Source organism: Janthinobacterium sp. 78, assembly GCF_003096775.1.
Lineage (GTDB): Bacteria > Pseudomonadota > Gammaproteobacteria > Burkholderiales > Burkholderiaceae_D > Janthinobacterium > Janthinobacterium tructae.
The window spans coordinates 3,947,087-3,970,485 of the sequence record NZ_QENT01000001.1 but is presented as its reverse complement, the minus strand read 5'-3'; the positions used below and the strand labels follow the sequence as shown (position 1 = coordinate 3,970,485).

Here is a 23,399-nt window from a genome sequence, read left to right as displayed (position 1 = left end):
TGGGGCAGGATTGAAGTTATAGCCTGCAAGACCTTCAATCGTTTATAAGTCAGCCCTGTGCCCGATCTGGTGTACACAGGGTTGTTGTACTTATCCTTGTCAAAAGGTGGGGTTTTTTCCTAAAAGTAAATTGTCTATTTGTCGCATGCTCAATTTTTTCTGATGGTTTTTCATCAGTGAATTTTTTAATAAAAGACATCTGATAAAAAACCTGGCATAACTTTCGTCGCAATTCTCATATTTAAGTTTATTGCCTATGCCTGAGGTGAATTTGCTTATATTTTTTCGTGAATATTTATCGTATATAGGGTAAAGGTCGGGTAGGTGGAAGTGCAGGTATTTTGATGAAAGCGAGACTTTTCCTATCTCTGCGGCTTGGCTGAGTACGCGAGAAAGATAGGCGTGTGGAGCCAATATTTTCGAAATGGCCTCCAGATCGGCGTTGGAGAATTCCAGCGAGGTTGGTAGTTTTACCATCCTGGCCTTATTTATGAGAGCGTCAAGTTCGCCATCTTTAATTATTTTCGAAATGGCCATCGAGAATATTGCATTGCTTTTCTTTTCTTTTTTTGACGTTCTTTCCAGTGCCGCGGCATAGGTACGTCCAATAATGGATAGTTTTGCATAGATAACGCCGATATCAGTATGCTCTGGTGATTTCTTGCACATTCCATATAAAATACTGTTCAGGTAGTCATCTTTTTGAGGTGATGTGGCCTGAGATATCATTGCGTCGATAACGTCCGGTATTTGTGTTTTCATTGATGATGTAATATCCAATATTTTTTTGACGTTTTATCCTAACAAATTACTGAATTTCATACAAGCGTTTTTCGGCGCCTTGGCCGCTGCGTATGTCGTGCATGCATTTCATGACGCATCAAGGATTGCCCTAAGGTGAAAGTGGCGCAAGGAGACTATTTCTATCCGCAGGCGAACATGGGGAAATAAAATATGGGACAGGAAAGGTATTTCACACACATGTTTTAAAACTGAATATCAATTCATCCGTTCATCCGGTATCTCCAGCCCCATTTTCTTTACATATTCCAGAAACAGCCTTGCCCCCTTGGCCATCCTCGACGTCCCATACACGGCATGGATGCTGGGATCGAGCTCCTTCGATGAGGTGAGCCGGTACGCCGTGCAGACGCGGCGTAGCGTTCCTGCCGCCACGGCCGGTTCCGCCAGCCAGCTGGCCAGGCGCACGATGCCGGCGCCTTCCAGGGCCGCTTGAAAAGTGGCGATGCCGGAAGTGAAGCGGAAGCGTGGCTGCACCTGGTAGCGCACATTGCGCTCGGTGGAAACAAAATGCCAGTCGCGCAGGATGCGCGGGGCCGAGTGCATGATGATGTCGTGGCCGGCCAGCTCTTCCGGTTCGTCCGGCGCGCCCATGCGGGCTATATAGTCGGGCGAGGCGTACATGTGGCGGCGGTAATTCCACAGGGGGTAGCCGATCAGTTCGCTGGACTGGGGGAAGGCGCCGCGGATGGCGAAGTCGAGCTTTTCCTGGATGGGGTCGATCGATTTATCGGAGAAATGGATGTCCACGGACACATTCGGGTAGTCGCGCGAAAATTGCGCCACCACCTTCGGCAAGAAACCCAGCGACAGGATTTCCGGCGCCGAGAGGCGCACCCAGCCTTGCGGCGAGTTGCTCAATTCCGCCAATTGGTCTTCCGCTTCGGCCTGCGTTTCCAGCAAGTGCTTGGCCGATGCGTAATACGTCTCGCCGGCCGTCGTCAGCGTGAACTGCTTTTGCGTGCGCAGGATCAGTTCGGCGCCGATGGCGTCTTCGAGGAACTGGATGGCGCGCGTGACGGCCGACGGCGAGCGTCCCAGCATGCGCGCCGCGTGGATGAAGCTGCGCTTTTCGACCACGGTGCAGAAGGCGCGGATCTCCCACATCAGTTTCATCGACATCGGTGACTCCCGGCAAAAGAGGCCAGTAGACCGCACGGGGCGCATTCCGTCAAGCGTTACGCCTGATTGCGTTTTCCGCAATATGAAGTTGCATCCGGAAAAATCCACGGCGCCTATACTGCCGCTGTCGCCCATTCCTCATTGCCTATCATGCTGACCATCTCACTGCTGTGTTTATTTGCCTTCTTTGCCGGTCTGATCGATGCCGCCGTGGGCGGGGGGGGGCTGATACAGCTGCCGGCCCTGTTCAACCTGATGCCGAACATGGCCTCGACCTCCTTGCTGGGCACGAATAAACTGGCATCGGCCTGCGGCACCACGTTTGCCGCCCGTTCGTTCGTCGGCAAGGTGCACATTCCCTGGCTGCTGGTGCTGCCCGCCGTGGCCAGCGCCTTTGTCATGTCCTTCATCGGCGCGGCTGCCGTATCGTATGTGCCGCAGCAGGTGGTGCGCCCGATGGTGCTGGTGTTGATCATCATCATGGCCATCTACACCTTCATCAAGAAGGATTTCGGCACGACGCGCGAAGCGCGCCCCATCGGCCCGCGTGAACGCATCCTGGCCATCGTCATCGGCGGCGCCATCGGCTTTTATGACGGCCTGTTCGGGCCGGGCACAGGCAGCTTTTTGATTTTCCTGTTCATCCGCGTCTTCGGCTTCGATTTCATCCTCGCCTCGGCCTGCTCGAAACTGGTGAATATCGCCACCAACGTGGCCGCGTTGGCCTTTTTCATTCCCGCCGGCCACGTGGTGTACGCAGTGGCCGCACCGATGGCCGTGTGCAATATCCTGGGCGCCCTGACGGGTACCTGGATCGCCGTGCGCCGCGGCGCCGCCTTCGTGCGCATCCTCTTCCTCGTGCTGCTGGTGCTGCTGATCGTCAAATTGTCCTACGACATTTTCTTCAAGTAAGTTCTTAAACGACGACAAGCCATGAAAACCATCCAGGGCGTGCTGTGGGATAACGATGGCGTGCTGGTCAACACCGAGCAGCTGTTTTATGAGGCCAACCGCGACTTGCTCTTGCCCTACGGCATAGATCTGACGCCCAAGCAATTCTTTGACTGGTTCCTGGACAATAACTACGGCGCCTGGCATGTGCTGCTGGGGCAGGGCCACGCCATCGAGCTGGTCGAGCGCCTGCGCGCCGAGCGCACCGTGCTGTTTGCGCAACGCTTGCGCCAGGCGCGCCAGCTGGCCATGCCCGGCATCGGGCACGTGCTGGCGGCGCTGCGCCCGCACGTGGCCATGGGCGTGGTGACGAGTGCCTACGCACAGCATTTCCAGATCAGCCATGCGGCCACGGGCATGTTGCCACACTTCGACTTCGTGCTGACGCGTGAAATGTATGGCGAAAGCAAGCCGGCGCCCGATGGCTACCAGCTGGGCTTGCAGCGCCTGGGCCTGGCCGCGGCCCAGTGCGTGGCGGTGGAAGATTCGCCGCGCGGCTTGCGCGCCGCCAATGCGGCCGGGTTGGAATGCATCATCGTGCGCAACCACATGAACCGCGAGCATGCGTTCGACGACGCCTTTTGCGTGGTGGATTCAAACGCCGAGCTGGGTGCGGTGCTGGCCTCGTTCGTGCCCGGCATGGCCCAGGCGCGGGGACAATTAGAGGCCTTCCTCTGATACGGCTTGCCGGCATGCCATTACAATTGCCTATCGCATTCACCGGCACCATCCCACGATGACACTCCCGCAACTGCACTTTGCCCATGCCAACAGCTATCCTGCAGGCACTTACCGCAAGCTGTTCGGCCTGCTGGGCCAGCACTACAGCGTGCAGGCGCTCGACATGCATGCGCACGACCCGGATTATCCCGTCAGCACGGGCTGGCCCGAGCTGGTGCGCGAGTATATCGATGACCTGGAACGCCGCTACAGCGCGCCCGTGATCCTCGTCGGTCATTCGCTGGGCGGCATGCTCAGCGTGATGGTGGCCAAGCAGCGGCCCGACCTGGTGCGCTGCGTGGTCTTGCTCGATTCGCCCGTGGTGGCGGGCTGGCGCGCCTTGCTGGTGCGCCTGGCGCGCAATACGGCGCTGGGCGAGCGGTTTTCGCCGTCGCGCTTTTCCGCCAAGCGGCGCAAGCAGTGGCCCGATGCGCAAGCCGCGTATGCCCACTTTGCCGCCAAGGACATGTTCGCCATCTGGGCGCCGCAGGTCTTGCGCGACTACATCGACAGCGGCCTGGTTCCCCATCCGGACGGAGTGCAGCTGCGCTTTACGCGCGAAGTGGAAACGGATGTCTACCGCAGCTTGCCGCATCATATCGGCGGCCTCGTCAAGGATGGTTTACAGGTACCCATCGGCTTTATCGGCGGCACGGAATCGGTGGAATGCCGCCAGGCGGGCTTGAAGGCCACGCGCAAGCTGGTCGGCAAGTTTTTCCGCCAGGTGCCGGGCGGCCATCTGTTTCCCATGGAAAACCCGGAACTGACGGCGCAAGTCGTGCGCGAGATGATCACTTCCTTGCTGGCGAAACAGTAGCCTGAGACCAACGATTTTCATCTTGCAAGGGCCAACAGTGGCGGATTTTCGCGTAAAATCCTGCCATTCGGGCCGTGCCTGCAGCTGGCGTGCGGCCCCCGCCATTCCGATATTCTAGAAAGATACCCCTGCGATGACGATTAAAAGCGATAAATGGATACGCCGCATGGCCGAATCAACGGGCATGATCGAGCCGTTCGAACCGGGCCAGGTCAAGGAACGCGACGGCAACCGCATCGTTTCCTATGGCACCTCCAGCTATGGCTATGACATCCGCTGCGCCGACGAGTTCAAGCTGTTTACTAACATCAACACCACCATCGTTGACCCGAAGGATTTTGACGCAAACAACTTCGTCGATGTGTCGGGCAAGGGCTATTGCATCATCCCGCCGAACTCGTTCGCGCTGGCCCGTACGGTCGAGTATTTCCGCATTCCCCGCAATGTATTGACGATTTGCCTGGGCAAGAGCACCTATGCGCGCTGCGGCATCATCGTCAACGTCACCCCGTTCGAACCGGAATGGGAAGGTTTCGTGACGCTGGAGTTTTCGAATACGACACCGTTGCCGGCGAAAATCTACGCCAATGAAGGCGTGGCGCAAGTGCTGTTCTTCGAATCCGATGAAGTGTGCGAAACGTCGTACAAGGATCGCGGCGGCAAATACCAGGGCCAGGTCGGCGTGACGTTGCCGAAGACCTGATTATTCTGAAGGGTGGGGCGCCAGCTGTCTTTACCTGCCTTTACACCTGCCGCCCTACATCCACGCTCCATGCCTGCCGTTAACCTTGGTATTGAAACACTCAGGAGGCACCATGGTAGCGGCAATCGGTTCAGGCGGCGCAGTCAGCGCGGCCAGTAGTGCCAGTTCGGGCAGCAGTTCGCAGATCGCGGCGCTGCAAAAGCAGATCACGGCGGCGCAAAAAGAATTGACGGAATCGCAAAAGGGCGAGCAGACGGAGGCGTCGCAAAAGCTGCAACAGCAGCTGGCACAGCAAATCCAGGCCTTGCAGGCGCAAATTGCGCAACTGCAAGCAGCGGCGGCGCAACAGGCGGCGCAGCAAGCTTCTCAGACGGCCAGTAGCGCCGATACGGCGACGAGTCCGGCCAAATCCGTCTCGTCGACCCTGGGCAGCATCATCGATACGCAGGCGTAGCAGCACATCCGCGCGTCAACACGCCAGGCTCGCCGGAAGGTCAGCCTGGCGTTTTGACGGGCAGCAGCATTTCCACGCACAGCCCGCCACCACTGCGCAAGCTGGCCGCTATGCGGCCCCCATGGGCGCTGATGACGTGCTGGGCGATGGCCAGGCCCAGGCCATGGCCGTCCGTGCTGTGCTGGGTATGGCTGGCGCGAAAGAACGGTTCAAAAATGCGGGTCAGGTCGGCGCTGGCCACGCCGGGGCCGCGGTCCAGCACGGCAATGCGCAGCAGATCCTGCTTGCCGTCATGCAGGCGCGACAAATTCACTTCCACCGTGCCGCCGTCGGGGCTGTGCTTGATGGCATTGCGCACCACGTTTTCCACGGCGCGCGCCAGCAGTTCCGGCCGGCCCGTGACAGCGGCGTCGGCAATGGCCGCGTCGCCCGCCAGGACGATGCCCACCTGGCGCGCCTTCGCTTCGTAGCGGGCATCTTCCATCATGTCGTGCAACAGGTCGGCGATGCCGACGTCTTCGCTGAGGGGAGACCCGGCGCCCGCTTCCAGCCGCGACAGGGTCAGCAGCTCGCCGATCAGCTTATCCATGCGTTCGCTTTCGCGTTCGATGCGCTGCAGCGAGGCGTCCATCTTGTCCGGCTGCTGGTGCGCCAGGCCGATGGCCGCTTGCAAGCGCGCCAGCGGCGAGCGCAGTTCGTGCGACACATCGTGCAGCAAACGCGTCTGGCTATCCATGAGGCTGCGCAAGCGGCCCGTCATGCGGTCGAAATCGCGGCCCAGGTCCGTCAATTCATCACTGCGCTTGCCGCTGGCGTGAAAACGCGGCGCCAGGTCGCCTTGCGAGGCAGCCTCGAATGCTTGCCGCAGGTCGCGGATGGGACGCGCAAAATACCAGGCCAGCAAGAACGAGAACAGCAGGCTGGCGGCGATGGCGGCGGCCAGCGGAATGAAGGTGCGGTAGGGGCTGTCCATGCGCGGGCCGGGTGGCATGCTGCGGCCGAAGTCGCCGCGTGGCGGCGGGGCGCCCGCTGCGTTGGGCCGTGGATCGGCTCCCATGCCGCGCGGGCCGCTCAGAATAACGGCGTTGAGCGTGTCGCGCGCGGCGCCCGCCTCGCCAGTGCGAAAGCGCTCGGACGAGGGCAGGAACAGCAGGTAGCGCACGCCGTCGCTGCCGATGACCTCGCGCACGACGGGATGCTGCTGGCTTTGTCCCAGCATGGCGCGGGCCTTGTTCAGCATGGCGGGATGCACTGTGCGGCCCATCAGTTCTTGCCCTTTGGCATCGACGGCAAATACGCGCATGCGTTCGAGCTTGCCCAGGAATTGCTGCAAGGCCTGGCTGCCGCCCGCTTCCACGGTGGCGCTGGCGGCCTCGATGATCATTTGCGCCGGCGGACTGGTGTCGATGTCGAGGGCCCGCTCCTGCTGCGCCGCCCGGTTTTTCAGCCAGAAGGTACCGCCGATGCCGATGGTGGCCGTCACTTGCGCCAGCATAATGCACAGAAAAAACTTCCAGAACAGACGGCCCACGCTTACTCCTTGATCAGCTGGTAACCGAGACGGTAGACGGTCTGCAGGCAGGAGCGGCCATCGGCCAGGCTGCCCAGCTTGCGGCGCAGGCTGCTCAAGTGCACGTCGATATTGCGGTCGAAGCGCGCCATGGGCCGGCCCAGGCCCAGTTCCGACAATTGATTCTTGCTCACGGGCTTGCCCGCATGGCGCACCAGCACTTCCAGCAGATTGAATTCCGTGCTCGTCAGCTCCAGATGCGCGCCGGCCCAGGCAACGCGGCGCTGTTCCGGCCACATCGTCAGTTGCCCAACGGCCAGCGGCGCCAGGCCCGAGCTGTCGTGCGGCGCCGCTTGCGAACGGCGCAGGATGGCGCGGATGCGCGCCGTCAGCTCGCGCGGCGTGCACGGCTTGGTCACGTAATCGTCGGCACCCAGCTCCAGGCCGACGATGCGGTCCGTGTCATCGCCGCGCGCCGTCAGCATCAGGATGGGCAGGTTGCTGCCGGCGCGGATGCGGCGCAGGGTTTCCAGGCCATTCATGCGCGGCATCATGACGTCGAGGACGGCGATGGCGTACAGGCCCGTCAGCGCCTCGGCCGCGCCGCTTTCGCCGTCATGCACGGCGCGGGCGTCAAAACCTTCCTGCGTCAGGTATTCCTGGAACATGCCGACCAGTTCCACGTCGTCATCGATTAACAAAACCTTGCTCATGCCTGTGCTTTTTTCGGGTGAATATCGCCCGATGATAGCAGTCAGCAGGGGCGGATCAGGTCCCTTTTACCCGCTTTTACATACGCCTGCTGACATTTGCGCAGCTGCCTTTACCCGCTTTTACGCGGCCCTAACGTTGCTTTACATGCCAGACGCCGACAATCAGGGCTGATCGCCACGAAAGGAAAGCCCGATGAAACACCTGAGTATTGCCGTATCCCTGGTGCTGCTGTCCGCTTGCAGCATGCCGCTGCTGGCGCTGGCCCAGCAAGAATCTGCGCCGGACGGCCCGCTAGCGCGCGCCATGCCGGGGCCGCCGCCCGGCTTGCCGCCGTTCCTGCACGGTATCGACTTGAGCGAGGCGCAGCAGGACAAGGTTTTCGCCGCCACCTACGCCCAGGCGCCCTTGCTGCGGGAACAGGAAAAGATCGTTTTCAAGGCCCATGCGCAGCTGCGCGAGCTGGCCGGGTCCAGCGCCTACGACGATGCGAAGGCTGGCGCGCTGGCGAACACGGCGGCGCAAGCCATGGCAAAGATCAGCTTGCTGCATGCGCGGCTGGAGCAGCAATTGCTGGCCGTGCTGACGCCGGAACAGCGCAAGCAAGCGCAGCAGCGGCGCGACAGCCGCCCCGGCCCGCGCCGTCCTCAATCAGCCACAGGAGAGTAACCGTGAGCATCAGTGCCTTGAGTTCCAGCAGCGCCGCTGCCCAGCTGAGCGCGCTCAGCCGCCTGAACGGCAGTAGCAGCAGCGGCAGTATTAGTAGTGCCGGCAGCGTTGGCGGCACGCGGCCGCAAAAGCCCGACGATGGCGCGTTTCTCGACGCCGTTACCAGTGCCCTGTCATCGATCGGCGTGTCAGTGGACGCCAGCGATGGCGACAGCGCTACGGACAGCGCCGGCAGCAGCGCCACCAGCAGCGAAGTGGGCCAGGCGCTGGGCGCCTTCCTGCACCAGCTGATGGGCAGCCTGCATGCGCAGAGCGGTGGGAGTGCTGGCGGCCCCGGCAATATCGAGTCGGACTTGCAAAGCCTGCTGCAAAAACTGTCCGCGTCCGGCAGCGACAGTGACGCCAGCACGGACAGCAGCGTGACGGACTTGCAGTCCAGCTTTGCCAGCCTGCTCAGTGCGCTGGGCGGCGATGAGGGCAGCACCAGCAGTAGTAGCAAACTGGGCAGTTTCTTGCAGGCGCTGTCGGGCAGCCTGGGCGAGGCGAATGCGGGCGCCAGCCTGTCCGCCAGCGGCAACCTGGTCAATACAACGGCCTGAAGCGTGGAACGCAAGCTCGCTCCGGCTGCCAGGAAGGCGCTTTCGCCACGGGCCACGCACGTCCTGTTTCTGTGCGCCAGCCTGAACCCCGCCTTGGCGGGCTTGCCCCATTTGTTGGAGTATGTATGGAATTACATGATCACGGTCTGGCATCCGACCTCGAAATGATGCGGCAGGCGACTGAGCGGCGGCAAGTCCTGCGCTGGCTGCTGGCCGGGGCCGCCACCTTGCCTTTGATGAGCTGCGGCGGCGGTTCGGACGCCGGCAGTGCCGCCGCGAGTAGCGGCACTGGCACTGGCACGGTGATGACGCCCACCACGGGCGCCTGCACGGTGATGCCCGACGAAACGGGCGGGCCGTATCCGGCCGACGGCACGAACACGCATGGCGGCAGCATCATCAACGTGCTGAAGCAGTCGGGCGTGGTGCGCAGCGATATCCGTGCCAGTTTTAATGGCGCCACGGGCGTGGCGGCGGGCGTGCCGCTCACTATCAAGTTGCAGTTGCTCAACGCCAGCGGCAGCTGCGCCAGCCTGGCCGGCTACGCCGTGTATTTATGGCACTGCGACCGCGAAGGCTTGTATTCGCTGTATTCGAGCGGCGTGACGGCGCAAAATTACCTGCGCGGGGTGCAGGAAACGGACAGCGCCGGCAACCTGGTCTTCACGACCATCTTTCCCGGCTGCTACGCGGGGCGCATGCCGCACGTGCATATCGAGGTCTATCCCAGCCTGGCCAAGGCGGCCTCTGCCTCGAACCGCCTCAAGACGTCGCAGTTCACCTTCCCGATGGCAACCTTGAACGACGCCTACGCGGCCAGCGGTTACACGGCCAGCGTGCGCAACCTGGCGCAGATCAGCTATGCCACCGACAACGTTTTCAGCGACGGCAGCAACCTGCAGATGGCCACGGTGACGGGCAATGCCACGCAGGGCTACGTCGTCACCCTGAGCATCGCCGTGAACGCTTAAGTGACTGTCATGAAACCCAGGTCGCGCTGGCTGAAGTTGCCGATGTTCGGGAACACCTCGGCCAGTTGGCTGTCGGCCACGCCGAACCACTTGGCCAGGGTGGCGCCGTACTGGTCGACGGAGGTGGTCGGCAGCAGGGCGCCGGAACCGACGTCCAGCGCATGGCCCAAGCCCGTGGTGGGGAAGGCGCCGTAGATGTCGCGACCCTTCACGGCGGCGCCCACGACAAAGTGGTGCGCGCCCCAGCCGTGATCCGTGCCGTCGCCGTTGCTGCTGAAGGTGCGGCCGAAGTCCGAGGCCGTGAAGGTCGTCACCTGGCGCCGCACATCCGCGCCCTGCAGGGCCGCCAGGCTGGCGTCGAAATACGCCAGCGCGTGCGCCAGGCGCGCCATCAGGTCGCCATGCAGCTCCTTCTGGCGGTCATGCGTGTCGAAACTGCCCAGGGTCACATAAAACACTTGCCGTTTCGCCGCCAGGGCGCCGCGCCCGCCGATGATGCGCGCCACGGTTTGCAATTGCACGGCCAGTTGGTTGACGCCGGACGCGCCCGTGTTCGGGTTGACATAGGGCGGTGGATTGGGCACGCCGCCCGCGCCGGCCGCCAGCATGGCGCCGCTCAGCACGCCCTGGCTGGAAATGGCGCGCTGCACCGTCGCCACGTGTTCCTGCTCCATCAGGTCGTCGCCCGCCGTGCTGATGATGTCGCGCAAGGCGGTCTCGCCCTGGGTGGTGCCGAACAGATAGCCGCTGCCGATATTGCGGATGGGTACGGCGCCCGCCTTGCCCACCTGGAACTGGCGCACCTGGCGCCCGCTGAGGAACAGCGCGTTCGACGCGGCCGAGATGGCCGTAAACGTGGCATAGCCGTTGCCCGTGCCGAGCAGGTCGCCCAGGCGTCCGCCCCAGCCCACGCTGGCGCCTTCCGGCAAGCCCGATTGCCAGGTCGATTGCTGGTCGTTATGCGAAAACAGTTTCGGCGGCAGCGCCACATTGCCCGCCTTGTATTGCGCCAGAGTCACAGGTTGGATCAGGGTGCCCACATTGGCAACGATGGCGGCGCGGCCGCCGTCGAACAGGTCTTTCACGGGGGCGAGGGCGGGATGCAGGGCAAAGCTGCGGCCTGCCTGCGCCGTGGCGGGCATGATCGGCAGCACGCCGCCCGTTTCGCCCACGCCGGGCAGGTGGATCGATTCGTTGCCGCCTGTGTTGCGTAACCGCAAGTATTCACTCCAGGATGGCGTGTCGGTGGCAAGCACCGTGTTGAAGGTATCGTTGCCGCCGGCCATGAACAGGCACACGAGAGCCTTGTAGTCGTCGGCCGACTGGGCCGCTGCCTGGCCCATGGCGGCCAGGTTGAGGGCGAATGGCGCAGCCGTGCTGCCGGCCAGGCCCAGCATGGAACCGAGGAAGCGCCGGCGCGAGAAGTGGGAGGGGTAGGAGGGGATCGTCATGCAGCTTCCTTATTTTTGAACCAGGTATTCAGGCGAGGCCATGGCCAGGAAAATGGCCAGGTGCACGCGGTTGGTTTTCGCTGTCGTCACTTGCGCGGCATTGCTGCCGCTGGCGGCGGGAATCGCGATGCTGGTGATGGCCGAGAGGATCTTGCTGCGCAGCCGGGACGACATTTGGCCCGACATCAGCAGCAAGTTGACCCGCTCCAGCAAGGCGGCAGGCTGTTCGGCCAGGGCCAGTTCGGCCGAGTAGTCGGCCCGCACGGCACGGCTTTCCGCCACGCCGCCGCTGATGGCATCCTGCATGAAATTCAGGTAACCGGTGACGGACGGCTCGGACGTGATCTGCATTTCCGGCGCCATCAGGCCCGCCGTCGCCAGCGCGGAATTGGGTGGCACGTAGGAGGGACGGAAGTAGTTGAAGACGGACGGCGCGTTCATGGGGTTCTGGCCCAGTCCCGACAGCGGATCGCTGAGGTAATAGATGCGGTATTGCAAAGCAGCATCCTTGGCGTTAAACGCGCGCATCCAGTTGCCCAAACGCACCAGCGGTTCGCGCAGTTTTCCCGTGCGCAGGGTGCTGCCGGCTGGCGCCAGCGCTTCGGGGTCCAGCAGCACGGCGCGGATCACGGCCTGCATGTCGCCGCGTACGCCCGCACCATTGTTGGCAAAGGCGGCCGCGACCCGGCCCACATAGGCCGGGCTGGGATTGCTGGTGACCAGGCGCTGGATCAGCTGGCGGCCAAAGAAAGGGCCAACGTTCGGGTGATTGAACAGGGTGTCGAGGGCCAGTGCCATGTCCGCTTCGCCGCCGCCGGCACCGGCCGCACTCACGCCGAGAAAGCGTTTTTCGCTGGTGGAGTGAAACGCCGCATAGTTCTGCATCGGTTTCCAGTCGCGGTCCGGATCGGCCAGGCTGCCAAAAAAACGCTTCGAGCCCTGGTCCGGGCCGGCCCAGCTCCAGCCCGTAAACACTTTCGCCAGGCCGCTCACATCGTCGCGCGTGTAGGTGTCGATGGGTTTGCCGCCGGACAGTTTCAATGAACCATCCGCGTTCAGCTGGTACAGGCCGATGGTAAATAACTGCATGACTTCGCGCGCGAAATTTTCGTCGGGTGTGCGCGTGGCCGATTCCTTCTGGTTGCGTAGGTGCGACAGGTACAGTCCCATCATCGGGTGGGTGGCCACACCCTGCAGCAGGGTGCGGAAGTTGCCGAACGCCTGTTGTCCCAGCATATCGTAGTAACTGGCGAGGCCCCGGGTTTGCGGCCCTACGGCCGCGTTTTGCGTGGAGACGACGAAGATTTCAGACAGGGCAAAGGCCACGCGCTGGCGCAACTGGTCGTCGCCGCGCACGGCTTGCTGCCAGAACGACTCATAAAAGTCGTTTGACCTGGCCTGGGTGATCGCCGCGCCTGCAGCCGGGTACTTGGCGTCGATATATTTGCGGTGCAAGGTTTGCGGCTTGGAAAACTGCGCGCGGAACCAGGCATCGCTATCGCTGGCAGCCAGGGCCTCGATGGCCGCCATGTCGGGGCCGAACGTGGCGCGGCCCAGGAAGCGCGACGCTTCCTGGCGCGTGAAGGTGGCCGTCTGTTTGGCCGGCGGCGTGGTCAGGGGCGGCGGTGGAATGGTGTCGCCCGGCGTGGTGCCGGGGCCGGTGGTCGCCGGCGGCACGACCGAAACGTCCGGGGTCTGCGGCGCGCCGGTCTTGCTGTCGCTGCCACCGCCACCGCCGCAGGCGGATAGCAGACTGAGCAATGTGATGAGCAGCAAGCGGCGCAAAGTAGGGTCAGTCATTTAGTTTCTTTCTGGCAATCAAAATATGGCCCGTTAATTGTAGGGCTTGCTTACCAAAATCCTCTTTCCAATTAACTATTTGCGTGTTGACTACGTTTATTTTTGATGGGCGTTAGCGTGTCATTGAGGATTTTTTAGTCGAAATAGCGCGAAGTTTGTTTTTTGAAAATGAAAAATATTTTTTGCTGATGACGCGCACTGTGGCGCATAGGCGACGTAATCATTCCTGCCAATTAAGCTTGTTTGAAAGCTTATCTTGACAACGAAACTCGCTTCGCCGGAAACGATGGTTTTTACGCTATCGGCGAAACACCGTTCGCCGTGGCGTCCCGTTCTTCCCTCGCATATGGCTGGCATGGCCCTTGCGTCAGGGAGGCATGGGCCACCCGCCCGTCTCTCACCGGAGCCTGTCATGACCAGCCGCCTGCTCGCCTATCGTCCCGAAATGGAATTGCCTGATGCGCCGGCCATGCCGCCCCTGCAGCAGGAGGATGAGCTGGCCCTGGCGGCGCGCTTGCTGGAATTGCAGGGGCCGGCCCAGTTCGACGCTTTCCTGGCACGCCAGCTGGGCGCCACCGTGGCGGGCCGGCAAGTGCGCGGCACGCCGCTGGAAGCGCCGCTGCGTCAACTGCTGGGCAAGGTGGTGGCGCCCCTGCTGCCCCTGCATGGCGGCTCGCCGCAGGCGCTCAAGCGGCGCGCCGCCGGCATCTTCGGCATGGAACTGGAAGGATTGAGTCCGGAAGACAAGGAATTCGAACTGGCGCGCCAAGTCGTGCATCTGATCGATGCCGTCAATGCGGAACTGGCGCAGGACGGCGGCATGGACGCGCGCGCGCCCGGCGCGCGGGTGGAAACGGCCCTGCTACAGGTGGCGCGCAGCGTGGCGCCAGGCTTGCTCAGGCAGGCCGCGCAAACGCCGGCACGGGACGCTGGCCGCTGGCGCCGCGAGGGCGGGCACATCATCGTGCTCGATTGTTAGCCGGATGGCCAGGCTGTCCGGCAAGGTAATCCGAACTGAGGTGTCAACCGAGGTGTTAACTTTGAGGAGCTCATCATGCATGACATGGATCGTACGACCCTGGAATACGGGCAGGAGATGTCCGGTTTTGAAGCGGAACAGTTCGAGTTTGGCCAGGGCGAGTGGAGCGGCGAGGGCGGCGCGAACGCCATGTTTTCCGAGGCCGAGGAAATGGAGCTGGCGAATGAATTGCTGTCGGTGAGCAATGAGGCCGAGCTGGAACAGTTTCTCGGCAATTTCCTGCGCAAGGCCGCGTCGGTGGCGGGCGGCATCATCAAGTCGCCCGTGGGACAAGCGATCGGCGGCGTGCTCAAGGGCGTAGCGAAGAAAGCGATTCCCCTGGCCGGCGGCGCCATCGGCGGCTATTTCGGCGGCCCGCTGGGGGCCAAGATCGGCAGCGGCCTGGCTTCGGCGGCCGGCGGTGCGCTGGGGCTGGAAGCGGAAGCATCGTCGAACGAGGACCGCGAATTCGAGGGTGCCAAGCAGTTCGTGCGCCTGGCCGCCGACACCGTCAACCGCGCCGCGCAAACGCGCGGCAATGGCGACCCGCGCGCCATCGCTCAGGCGGCGGCCAGTGCGGCGGCGCGCCAGTTCGCACCCGGTCTGCTGGGACGTCCCGGCGGCCAGGTCGCCACGCAGAATGGCAGTGGCGCCGGCGCCATGGCGCAGGGCAGCGCGCGCGGCCAGGGCGGCATGCGCCCGGCCAGCGGGCGCTGGGCGCGCCAGGGCCATAAAATCGTCCTGTACGGCGTCTGACATCATGGCCATCGGCGCTTACGCTGCCTGGATGCTGGCGCAGGAAGCGCGCTCGCTGCTGACGCGGCTGGCGCGGCTGGAACCATTCGCGCTGATCGAGCCGACGGTACTGGCGGCCGCCCTGATGCCCAGTGCCCAGTCGGCCATCGAAAGCCAACTGGTGCAGGGCCGGCGCGCATTGCGGCGCATGGTGGCCCAGTTCCAGTGGTGGCTGCGGCGCGAAGCCGCCGATGGCGCCAGCACGGCTACGGCCGCCGAGGCACAGCGCCGCTTCACCTTCCTGCGCCTGAAATTCAATGCCGCGCTGACCCAGTTCGACCTGTTCAACGAAGTCATCACGCAGCGCAGCGAGCACAAGACGGGCGTGTGGCTGGCTGGCCTGGACATCGTCGCCGCCGACGCGCTGGCGCTACCCGGCAATGTGTACCAGGCGCCACCCGTGATCTGCTACCTGGACCGGGGGCCGGGCGCCGCCATCCGCCGTGCGCGCACGCGCCTGCCGGGCGGCGGCGACAATCCCGTCGCCATCATCCGCCTGCCGCGCGAACGCATGATCGGCAGCAGCATCGCCTCGTCGCTGGTGCACGAGGTGGGGCACCAGGGTGCTGCATTGCTGGACCTGGTGGCGTCCCTGCGGCCCATGCTGCAAGCGATGCAGCACGGCGGCAGCGGTTTTGTGCACGTGTGGCAGCTGTGGGAGCGGTGGATTTCCGAGATCGTGGCCGATTTCTGGTCGCTGGCGCGCGTCGGCGTGGCCGCCACCCTGGGCCTGATCGGCGTGGTCAGCCTGCCGCGCGTGTTTGTCTTCCGACTCAATCTCGACGATCCCCACCCGGTGCCTTGGCTGCGGGTGCGCCTGAGCTGCGCCATGGGACGGGCCTTGTATCCGCATCCGCAATGGAGCCGGCTGGAGCAGCTGTGGCTGTCGTACTACCCGCTGGCGGGCCTGCCTCTGGGGCAGCAGCAGCTGCTGGAACAGTTGCAGAGCAGCATGGCGGCCCTGGTGGGCTTGCTGGTGCAGCACCGGCCACCGTCCTTGCGCGGCGGCTCGCTGGCCGAAGCCATGGCCGTGCACACGCGCCAGCCAGCCATGCTGGCGCGGCTGTTTCGCAGCTGGACCCTGGCGCCGGCGCAGATGTACCAGGCGACGCCGACCCTGGTGTTCGCCGTGCTGGGCCAGGCGCGCGCCAGCGGTACCTTGAGCCCGGAAGACGAAAGCGAGCTGCTGGGGCGTTTGCTGACCCACTGGGCCCTGCGCAGCACCCTGGACACGTCGGAGCTGTGCGCCGATGTCGTGCGGCACGGCCGCCAGTCCGGCAGGCCGCTGCCGCCCCTGGCATCGCGTTTGATTATCCATTGAGGAGAATGACATGAGCAGCAAGATCAGCAGCAAAAACAGGGGGGCTGGCCAGGCTGGCCCGATACATCGCGGCGGAAGCATCGCGGTCACCGTGCACGAGCACGATAGCGGGATCATGGTCGTCAATGCCGCCATCAGCCTGTACCGGGGAGCCGAGGCCGATTGCCATAATTTCAATCCCGCTACCTGGGTAGCCGATCCCGCCATGCTGGTGGGCGTGCGCTGGACCGATGGCCGCGGCAGCACCGTGTTTGCCGACCTGGCGACGGGCAGCTACGTGGGCGTGTATGGCAATTTCCCCGCCACGGCGCCCCAGTGCGTGACGGTGCAGGCCGGTTGCAGCGCCGTGCTGTGCTTCAAGCCCCAGCTCAATCCGCAGGTGGCGCTGGTGTTTGAAACGCCCGACTGCCATCCCAGCGATTGCAATTTTGGCCGGGTGGGCGACCGCGCCGTCGCCAGCGTCGCGTTTGACGGCGATCAAAGCGCGGACGGGCGCGACCAGGTGCAGGTGCTGGCCGCCTCGCCATGGGTGCCCATGCGCGGTGCCGTAAATACCTTTTCCACACCCGTGCGGCGCGCCGGCATGCACCGTTTCATGGGCCAGATGATGCTGTCGCAGCGGCCCGAACTGCGCAACGCCTTGCCCGTGCCCGAGGGCCTCAGCCCGAACGCCATGCTGGCCGTGGATACGGAATACGAGACGGAAGAGCGCCAGCCGCAGCCCATTTCCGGCAATGTGGGCGTGTCGCTGACGCGCACGGAGACGGAGCCGACGGAAGACTTGCCGCTGTGGACCTTGATACGCAACAGCACCGAAGCGATGTCGTTTACGAATTACCTGCATTTCATGGACAGCCTGTTTTGCGGCGACCTGGCCAATGTACGCGGCTTCGAACAGGAACGCTTCGTCAAGAAGGCCGACATGTTCCAGCAGCTCAAGCAGCGCCGCGCGCTGCCGTTTTCCGATGCCGATTCCTACCGCGTGCTGAAAGTGGCGACGGAAGCGTTCGTGATGGTCAATTGCGGCGTGCTGAACCAGCCGCTGGCCTTCAATCCGGCCGAGGACAACGCCTACCTGGACCGGCGCGACATTCCCCAGGGACGCGACCTGGAAACCGTGCTGCGCGATGATTACCTGGAAAACATCGATGGCTTCCAGACCTTGCCGTATCTGGCCGTGATCCGCCGCAAGCTGCCCGACATCCCCATCAGTATCCCGCGTGGCCAGGAAGGCGAGGTGGACCTGTGCTTTGGCATCATCCAGGAAAAGCTGGCCAATCCTTGCCTGCTGGAACTGATCTGGTCGTACTGGCACGAAGAGGGCATGCTGGTGCAAACCATGAATGCCATCACGCAGCGTTTCCAGAACTTGCGCGCGCCGGGCAGCGGCCTCGATCCCCTGTCGAACACGGAAATCGACATGCTGCGTCCGCTGAACAACTTGCTGTGGGGATACACGCAAGATGAGCAGCACCGGCTGACCGTGGTGCGCCGCAATTACGAGTACGACCACCATTACGGCGTGCGTCTCGATGGCAAGGCGGTACAGCACTTCCGGCCAGCCGACAGCCGCTCGAAGTTCCTCGAAGCGTTTCACCATTTGCTGCGGCTGCTTACCTCGTTCTACAAGCAGGACGACGACACGACCGTCAAGGCGGACGCCTTCCCCGTGCTGAACGCCTTGAAGGAAATCCATCTGATCCTCTCGCAGGGCGCGCACAACCAGTTCGGCGACTTGCCGTCGACGGCGCGCATCGAGATGCTGATGCAGCAGTGGATGCTGGCGCGGCCCGAATTCCGCGAATTTTTGCCCACGCGCGTGATGGTGGCGTATCCGGAACCGTGGATGGACCGGGTCGATGCCATGAAGAAACTGCAGGGCTGGACGGATACGAGCGTGATGCATTTCCGTAACCTGGCCATCTTTGGCGAGCAATTGCTGCTGTCTGTGCGCTACGGCAACTGGAGCGATATTTATGAGCCCACCCAGGCCTTCAACTGGGCACGTTTCTGGCGCCCGCAAGTGCAGGGTTATATCCACGGCTACCGCGCCGCCACGGGGGTGGATTTGTCCATCGACAGCAGCGACCCCGCGATCGAAGCGACCATGCCCTCGGTGTTGCTGCGCCAGCGCCTGAGCCAGCAGTTGCGCAGCGTCTAGGGCGGGAGCGGGGCGCGTGCATGCTCGACTTTACCAGTGCCCTGTACCTGGGCATGCGCCATCCGGCGGCCCAGCTGGCGCCATGGAGCAGCCTGACCCTGGGGCAGCCGGCGGCGCTGCGCGAGCCGCCGGGCGCGCCAGCGCTGGCAGCGGACCTGGCCGCGCTGCAAGGCTGCGAAGCGGCTTGCGTGCTGCCGTCGACCCTGCATTTGTTCTGGGATCTGTTCGGCATGCTCGCTGCCGAGCGGCTGGTGATCCTCGTCGATGGCGGCAGTTACGCCATCGCGCGCTGGGGCGCCGAGCGGGCGCAGGCGCTGGGCTTGCCGCGGCAAGTGTTTCCCAGCGGTGAGATGGCGGCGCTGCGGCGCCTGGTGGCGGCCTGGGGCAGGCAGGGACGGCGCCCGTTGATCCTGGCCGATGGTTATGTGCCGGGCAGCGAGCAAGTCTTGCCGCTGGCGGGCTATGCGGCCCTGGCGCGCCAGGGCGGCGGTTATCTGTTGCTGGACGACACGCAGGTGCTGGGCGTTATGGGTACACAGGGCGGCGGCTCGGCGCGGCGGCACGGCTTGGATGGGGAATCGCTGATCATCGGCGCCTCGCTGGCCAAGGGATTCGGTGTGCCGCTGGCCGTGCTGGCCGGCAGCCACAAGCTGTTGCGGCGCTTCGCGGCGCACAGCCAGACGCGCGTGCATGCCAGTCCGCCTTCGGCCGCCGTGCTGGCGGCGGCGCGGCGCGCGCTGACGCTCAATGCGCAGCATGGCGACGCCCTGCGCGCCAGGCTGGCGGACCGGGTGGCGCAATGGAGGGCGGGGATGGCAGCGGCCGGCATCGCTTGCCGGGGCGGCAGCTTCCCCGTGCAGCGCCTGCCAGGGTGCGCCCATTTGCAGCCAGCCTTGCACGCAGCGGGCGTGCTGGCGCTGGCGCAAGCGGGGGATGGCCCCGGCGCGCTGACTTTTCTGCTGCGGGCCGACCAGACGCCCGGGCAACTGCAGCAGGCGATGGACTTGCTTGAACATCACATCAGGAGGCGATATGCACGAAGTATTTGAAATGCTGCCCTTTGCGGGGCAGGTGGGAGCGGCCGGCGAGCAGGAATGGCCGGGGGAATGGTCGCAAGAGTGGATGCAAGAGGGGGAGGATGAGGGCGGATGGGAAGGTGAATGGCAGAGCGAATGGGAAGGCGAGCGTACGCGCCCGGGCGGTGGACGCGGTGCCATGCGCGGTGGCGGCCTGCGTGCGAGGCCGCCGCTGCGGGGCCCGCGCCGTCCCGCGCCGCCACGCTACCAGGGCCAGGGGCGCCGGCCGCCCCGGTATCCGCCACCGCCCTTGCCGTATCCGCCGCGCTATCGGGGCTGGGGCGGCTATGGCGCCATCTACCCCACTATTTATCCGGCGCCGTATCCCGTGTTCGGCGGCCAGCAGGCGCCGGCACCATATCAGGACCAGGGGCAGGATCAAGGACAGGATCAAGGACCGGATCAAGACCGGGATCAAAACCCGGACCAGGATGGCGGCCAGATGCAGGGCGAGGTGCCGCCCATCCTGGCGTCCACCCTGGGCCGCGTGCCGGGCGCGGCCGCCTTGCGCTACCAGGCGGTGGGAGCGATTCCGCAGGCTGTCAACGATGCGAACGCCACGGGGCCGGGCCTGTATGTGATCGAGTTCAACACCAGGGATGGCCGGCGCGCCTACAGCGGCCAGACCGATGATTTGCGGCGGCGCCTGAAACAGCACCACCTGTGCGGCAAGATGATGGGCATGGACATGAGCGGGCATGACGTCTATGTGGCGCCGCTCTCCTCGGCCGCACAGCGGCGCATCCTGGAAAAGGGTATCCACAGCGACATGTTTACCCACCGGCGCGGGGTGCTGACGAACCAGCGGCGCGAACTGGAAATGGCCGTGCTGGGCGAAATGTGGGCTTGACGACAGCACCTTGACGACAGCGAAGGAGAACATCATGCACCAACTCGAATGCGCATGCGCGCAATGCCGGCAGCGGGCCGGCGCCGCGTTTGAAGTGCTGGAATTCGGCCAGGACTGGCCTGGCAAGGGCAGTGCGCCGGCCGTTTTCAGTGAAGAGGAAGAATTGCAGCTGGCCATGGAATTGCTGGACGTGGCCAGCGAGGAAGAACTCGAGCAGTTTCTCGGCAATGTTTTCAAGAGCGTGTGGAAGGGCGTCAAGAAGGTGGGATCGACCCTTGCCAAGGTGGCCAAGCCCCTGGGCGGTGCCTTGAAGGCCGTGGCCAAGACGGCCTTGCCCTTTGTCGGCGGTGCCCTCGGTTCGATGATCCCCATACCGGGCGTGGGCACGGCGCTCGGTTCGGCCCTGGGGCGCGCGGCCAGCAATGCGCTGGAGCTGGAGCTGGCGGGCGAAGCGGAGGCGCCGGCCGACCGCGAACTGGAACTGGCGCGCCGCTTCGTGCGCATCGCGGGGCAGGCGGCGCGCCTGGCGGCCGACGGCGATGGCAGCGCGCGCGCCGTGGAAAGCGCGCTGACGCGGGCCCTGCACCAGCAATTGCCGCACTTCCGCTCGCCTGCGCCGCAGCAGGAAGAGGAAAGCGGGCGCTGGCGCCGGCGTGGCAACCGCATCGTCGTGATGGGCGACTGGAACTGAGCGCAGGTAGGCAGCCATGGCGCTGGTCATCGATTGCCATTGCCATGCTGGTCCCGGCGACGGCTTGAGCGGGCCGTGGGACAGCGATGCGCCGCTGCATGCTTATTTGCGCCGCGCGCAGGTGGCCGGCATCGCCCGCAGCGTGCTGTTCGCCACCTTTCACTCCGATTACGCGATTGCCAACCATGGCGTGGCGCGCCTGGTCGCTGCCGATCCGCAGCGTTTTTACGGCTTTGCCTTCGTGCATGCGCGGCGCGACCGGGGCCGCATCATGGACCTGGTGCGCACGGCCGTCGAGCGTTACGGTTTTGTCGGCATCAAGGCGCACCGGCTCGACGCGCGCATCAGCGGCGAGCTGTGCGACGCGGCCCGCTTCTTCGGCTTGCCCGTGCTGTACGACCCGGCCGGCGAGGTGGCCGTGGCCGAGCTGTTGGCGCAGCAGTATCCCGATGTCAATTTCATCCTGCCCCATCTGGGCAGCTTCGGTGACGACTGGGCCGCGCAGCTGGCGTTGATCGACCACCTTGTTCGTCACGCGAACATTTACACGGACAGTTCCGGCGTGCGCCGTTTCGACTTGCTGCAGCAGGCCGTGCGCCGCGCGGGGCCGCACAAGGTCTTGTTCGGCTCGGATGGTCCCTGGCTGCATCCGGGGCTGGAATTGCACAAGATTGAGTTGCTGGGCTTGCCGCCGCTGGACGCGGCGCTGATCACGGGAGGTAATTTTTTGCGGCTGGCGGGGCTGGCATGAGGCAGATCAAAGGGCGGCCGGCGGTGTCGCGGCAGTGGCAATGCTCGCGGCAGTAGCGGCTTGCGCCGCGCAGGCGGCCGCCTTGCGGCGTATCTGCAGGGCGCGGTCCGTCACGCCCAGGCGGGCGGCGGCGCGCTGGTTGTTACCGTGTTCCTCGGCCAGCACCAGGCGGATGGCCAGGTCGGTGGCGCAGCGCGTGATGTCCGACAGGTTCAGGCCCAGGCTCAGGGCGCGCCGCACGGCCGCCTCGAAATGCGGGTCGGGCCAGGGCGGCGCCAGCAGCCGTTCTTCCGGGGGCAGGGCGCCGATGGTGATGGGGCCGGGGCCGCAATGGCGGTGCCAGATGCGCGTGACGGTCTGGCGCAGTTCGCGCACATTGCCCGGATAGTCGCGCAGCAGCAGGTATTCGCGCACGGCGGCGTCCAGCGGGGGCGGCGGCTGCTGCGCCAGTTCGGCGAGGAAATGCCGGGCCAGTGGCAGGATATCGTCCTGGCGTTCGCGCAGGGGCGGCGTCTGGCAACGCCAGCCGGCGATGCGGTAATACAGGTCGGCGCGAAAGGCGCCGCGCGCCACTTCGTCTTCCAGTTCGCGGTTGGTGGCGCACACGAGTCTGAATTGTGTGGGCTGCCAGGTATTGCCGCCCACGCGCTTGTATTTGCGTTCCTGGATCGCGCGCAACAGCTGCGCTTGCAGTGTGAGCGGCAGTTCGCCTACTTCGTCGAGAAACAGCACGCCGCCATCGGCCAGGGCGAAAGCGCCGTCGCGTGCACCGGACGCCCCCGTAAAGGCGCCCCGTTCATGGCCGAACAGTTCGCTGCCAGCCAGTTCCGGCGACAGGGTGGTGCAGTCGAGAATGGTGAAGTCGCCGCGGCAGTTGCCGAGTCGGTGGACCAGTTGCGCCAATAAATCCTTGCCCGTGCCCGTCTCGCCCGTGATCAGCATCGACGCCTGGCTGAAGGCGGCCATTTCCACCACCTGGTGCAGCAAGGCGGTCCAGGCCGCGCTGTCGCCCACCAGGTGCTGGCGCACGGCGTTCGACGCCAGCAGCTGCGCCACGGCTTGCCAGCGCTGCAGGCGCGCCAGTACCGGGGCCGCATCGACGCTGCCGGCCGGCCACAGCAGCACATCGAGCGCGCCAGCCGCCATCAGGGCGCGCTGTTGCGCGCAGCTGGGGATGCGGCCGCAGGCGGCAATGGCCAGCACGGAGGCGTGCCGGCACAGCGCTGGCAGCGCTTGCAGCAACGCGCTATCGGTCTCGGCAAACAGCACGATGCCCGCTCCCTCCTCGCCGTCGTGCCGCCGGGCCACAGTTACCTGAGCCTGCTTCAAGGCCGTCATCAGCAAGGCGCCACTGCCAGCCGCCGCCTGCTGCACGATTTCCAGCCACACCTTGAGCGTCATATGCCAGCCATCACGAGGGCACGAGTCGCCCATCTTAGAAGCCCGATACCCCAGCC

23 protein-coding genes are annotated in these 23,399 nt (G+C 64.3%); 16 read left to right on the top strand and 7 right to left on the bottom strand.

Annotation, left to right across the window (positions count from 1 at the left end; translation table 11 throughout):
• Nucleotides 1–99 precede the first annotated feature (99 nt).
• Together C8C92_RS27295 and C8C92_RS17565 are read right to left on the bottom strand one after the other, a co-directional pair.
• Nucleotides 100–762 (bottom strand): hypothetical protein, encoded by a 663-nt coding sequence (locus tag C8C92_RS27295; RefSeq protein WP_133250787.1) that lies wholly within the window; start codon nucleotides 760–762, stop codon nucleotides 100–102.
• Nucleotides 763–999: 237 nt separating this feature from the next.
• On the bottom strand, nucleotides 1,000–1,923 hold the full coding sequence (locus tag C8C92_RS17565; protein WP_116744768.1) for a LysR family transcriptional regulator: 924 nt from the start codon (nucleotides 1,921–1,923) through the stop codon (nucleotides 1,000–1,002).
• A gap of 150 nt (nucleotides 1,924–2,073) precedes the next feature.
• Here C8C92_RS17565 and C8C92_RS17560 point away from each other — a divergent pair, with 150 nt between their 5' ends.
• The 5 genes from C8C92_RS17560 (at nucleotide 2,074) to C8C92_RS17540 (ending at nucleotide 5,568) form a co-directional block, all read left to right on the top strand.
• Nucleotides 2,074–2,835 carry a TSUP family transporter gene (locus C8C92_RS17560; RefSeq protein WP_034756294.1) on the top strand — a complete coding sequence of 254 codons (762 nt, stop codon included), beginning with the start codon at nucleotides 2,074–2,076 and terminating at the stop codon, nucleotides 2,833–2,835.
• 21 nt (nucleotides 2,836–2,856) lie between these two features.
• The gene (locus tag C8C92_RS17555; RefSeq protein WP_116744767.1) at nucleotides 2,857–3,552 is read left to right on the top strand and encodes an HAD family phosphatase; all 696 of its coding nucleotides are present in this window, start codon (nucleotides 2,857–2,859) and stop codon (nucleotides 3,550–3,552) included.
• 58 nt (nucleotides 3,553–3,610) lie between these two features.
• Nucleotides 3,611–4,411: an alpha/beta hydrolase gene (locus C8C92_RS17550; protein ID WP_099763473.1), complete on the top strand. Its 801-nt coding sequence runs from the start codon at nucleotides 3,611–3,613 to the stop codon at nucleotides 4,409–4,411.
• Nucleotides 4,412–4,544: 133 nt separating this feature from the next.
• Entirely contained in the window at nucleotides 4,545–5,114 is a 570-nt protein-coding gene (gene dcd / locus C8C92_RS17545) for a dCTP deaminase (RefSeq protein WP_071076830.1), read from the top strand.
• 112 nt (nucleotides 5,115–5,226) lie between these two features.
• Nucleotides 5,227–5,568 (top strand): FlxA-like family protein, encoded by a 342-nt coding sequence (locus C8C92_RS17540; protein WP_071076831.1) that lies wholly within the window; start codon nucleotides 5,227–5,229, stop codon nucleotides 5,566–5,568.
• Between the two features lie 40 nt (nucleotides 5,569–5,608).
• Here the strand turns inward: C8C92_RS17540 and C8C92_RS17535 are convergent, their stop codons facing one another.
• Complete coding sequence (locus C8C92_RS17535) at nucleotides 5,609–7,099, bottom strand: ATP-binding protein (RefSeq protein ID WP_116744766.1); 1,491 nt, start codon at nucleotides 7,097–7,099, stop codon at nucleotides 5,609–5,611.
• 2 nt (nucleotides 7,100–7,101) lie between these two features.
• On the bottom strand, nucleotides 7,102–7,791 hold the full coding sequence (locus C8C92_RS17530; RefSeq protein ID WP_071076833.1) for a response regulator transcription factor: 690 nt from the start codon (nucleotides 7,789–7,791) through the stop codon (nucleotides 7,102–7,104).
• A gap of 193 nt (nucleotides 7,792–7,984) precedes the next feature.
• Between C8C92_RS17530 and C8C92_RS17525 the strand changes: the two genes are divergently transcribed.
• The 3 genes from C8C92_RS17525 (at nucleotide 7,985) to C8C92_RS17515 (ending at nucleotide 10,028) form a co-directional block, all read left to right on the top strand.
• Entirely contained in the window at nucleotides 7,985–8,458 is a 474-nt protein-coding gene (locus tag C8C92_RS17525; protein ID WP_116744765.1) for a Spy/CpxP family protein refolding chaperone, read from the top strand.
• Between the two features lie 2 nt (nucleotides 8,459–8,460).
• On the top strand, nucleotides 8,461–9,057 hold the full coding sequence (locus C8C92_RS17520) for a hypothetical protein (protein ID WP_099763477.1): 597 nt from the start codon (nucleotides 8,461–8,463) through the stop codon (nucleotides 9,055–9,057).
• Nucleotides 9,058–9,182: 125 nt separating this feature from the next.
• Nucleotides 9,183–10,028 (top strand): intradiol ring-cleavage dioxygenase, encoded by an 846-nt coding sequence (locus C8C92_RS17515; RefSeq protein ID WP_116744764.1) that lies wholly within the window; start codon nucleotides 9,183–9,185, stop codon nucleotides 10,026–10,028.
• Here C8C92_RS17515 and C8C92_RS17510 read toward each other — a convergent pair.
• Both C8C92_RS17510 and C8C92_RS17505 read right to left on the bottom strand, forming a co-directional pair.
• Nucleotides 10,025–11,479: a DUF1501 domain-containing protein gene (locus C8C92_RS17510; RefSeq protein WP_243420263.1), complete on the bottom strand. Its 1,455-nt coding sequence runs from the start codon at nucleotides 11,477–11,479 to the stop codon at nucleotides 10,025–10,027. The two genes, C8C92_RS17515 and C8C92_RS17510, sit on opposite strands and share 4 nt — an antisense overlap.
• Nucleotides 11,480–11,488: 9 nt before the next feature.
• Nucleotides 11,489–13,279, bottom strand: coding sequence for a DUF1800 domain-containing protein (locus tag C8C92_RS17505; protein ID WP_116744763.1), 1,791 nt, complete (start codon nucleotides 13,277–13,279; stop codon nucleotides 11,489–11,491).
• 412 nt (nucleotides 13,280–13,691) lie between these two features.
• Here C8C92_RS17505 and C8C92_RS17500 point away from each other — a divergent pair, with 412 nt between their 5' ends.
• The 8 genes from C8C92_RS17500 (at nucleotide 13,692) to C8C92_RS17465 (ending at nucleotide 21,942) form a co-directional block, all read left to right on the top strand.
• Entirely contained in the window at nucleotides 13,692–14,258 is a 567-nt protein-coding gene (locus tag C8C92_RS17500; RefSeq protein ID WP_116744762.1) for a hypothetical protein, read from the top strand.
• 75 nt (nucleotides 14,259–14,333) lie between these two features.
• Nucleotides 14,334–15,053: a hypothetical protein gene (locus tag C8C92_RS17495; RefSeq protein WP_099763482.1), complete on the top strand. Its 720-nt coding sequence runs from the start codon at nucleotides 14,334–14,336 to the stop codon at nucleotides 15,051–15,053.
• Between the two features lie 4 nt (nucleotides 15,054–15,057).
• Nucleotides 15,058–16,413 carry a hypothetical protein gene (locus C8C92_RS17490; protein WP_116744761.1) on the top strand — a complete coding sequence of 452 codons (1,356 nt, stop codon included), beginning with the start codon at nucleotides 15,058–15,060 and terminating at the stop codon, nucleotides 16,411–16,413.
• Between the two features lie 10 nt (nucleotides 16,414–16,423).
• Nucleotides 16,424–18,574, top strand: coding sequence for a hypothetical protein (locus C8C92_RS17485; protein ID WP_116744760.1), 2,151 nt, complete (start codon nucleotides 16,424–16,426; stop codon nucleotides 18,572–18,574).
• A 20-nt stretch (nucleotides 18,575–18,594) separates the two neighbouring features.
• Nucleotides 18,595–19,623, top strand: coding sequence for an aminotransferase class I/II-fold pyridoxal phosphate-dependent enzyme (locus tag C8C92_RS17480; protein ID WP_116744759.1), 1,029 nt, complete (start codon nucleotides 18,595–18,597; stop codon nucleotides 19,621–19,623).
• Nucleotides 19,607–20,500: a GIY-YIG nuclease family protein gene (locus tag C8C92_RS17475; RefSeq protein ID WP_116744758.1), complete on the top strand. Its 894-nt coding sequence runs from the start codon at nucleotides 19,607–19,609 to the stop codon at nucleotides 20,498–20,500. The genes C8C92_RS17480 and C8C92_RS17475 overlap by 17 nt, the downstream gene beginning before the upstream one ends.
• Nucleotides 20,501–20,534: 34 nt before the next feature.
• Nucleotides 20,535–21,191, top strand: a complete 657-nt coding sequence (locus tag C8C92_RS17470; RefSeq protein WP_116744757.1) for a hypothetical protein — start codon at nucleotides 20,535–20,537, stop codon at nucleotides 21,189–21,191.
• A gap of 16 nt (nucleotides 21,192–21,207) precedes the next feature.
• A complete protein-coding gene (locus C8C92_RS17465; RefSeq protein WP_243420262.1) occupies nucleotides 21,208–21,942 on the top strand; it encodes an amidohydrolase family protein in 735 nt (244 codons plus the stop codon).
• Between the two features lie 6 nt (nucleotides 21,943–21,948).
• Here C8C92_RS17465 and C8C92_RS17460 read toward each other — a convergent pair whose 3' ends face one another.
• Nucleotides 21,949–23,343, bottom strand: coding sequence for a sigma 54-interacting transcriptional regulator (locus tag C8C92_RS17460; RefSeq protein ID WP_243420261.1), 1,395 nt, complete (start codon nucleotides 23,341–23,343; stop codon nucleotides 21,949–21,951).
• Nucleotides 23,344–23,399 lie beyond the last annotated feature (56 nt).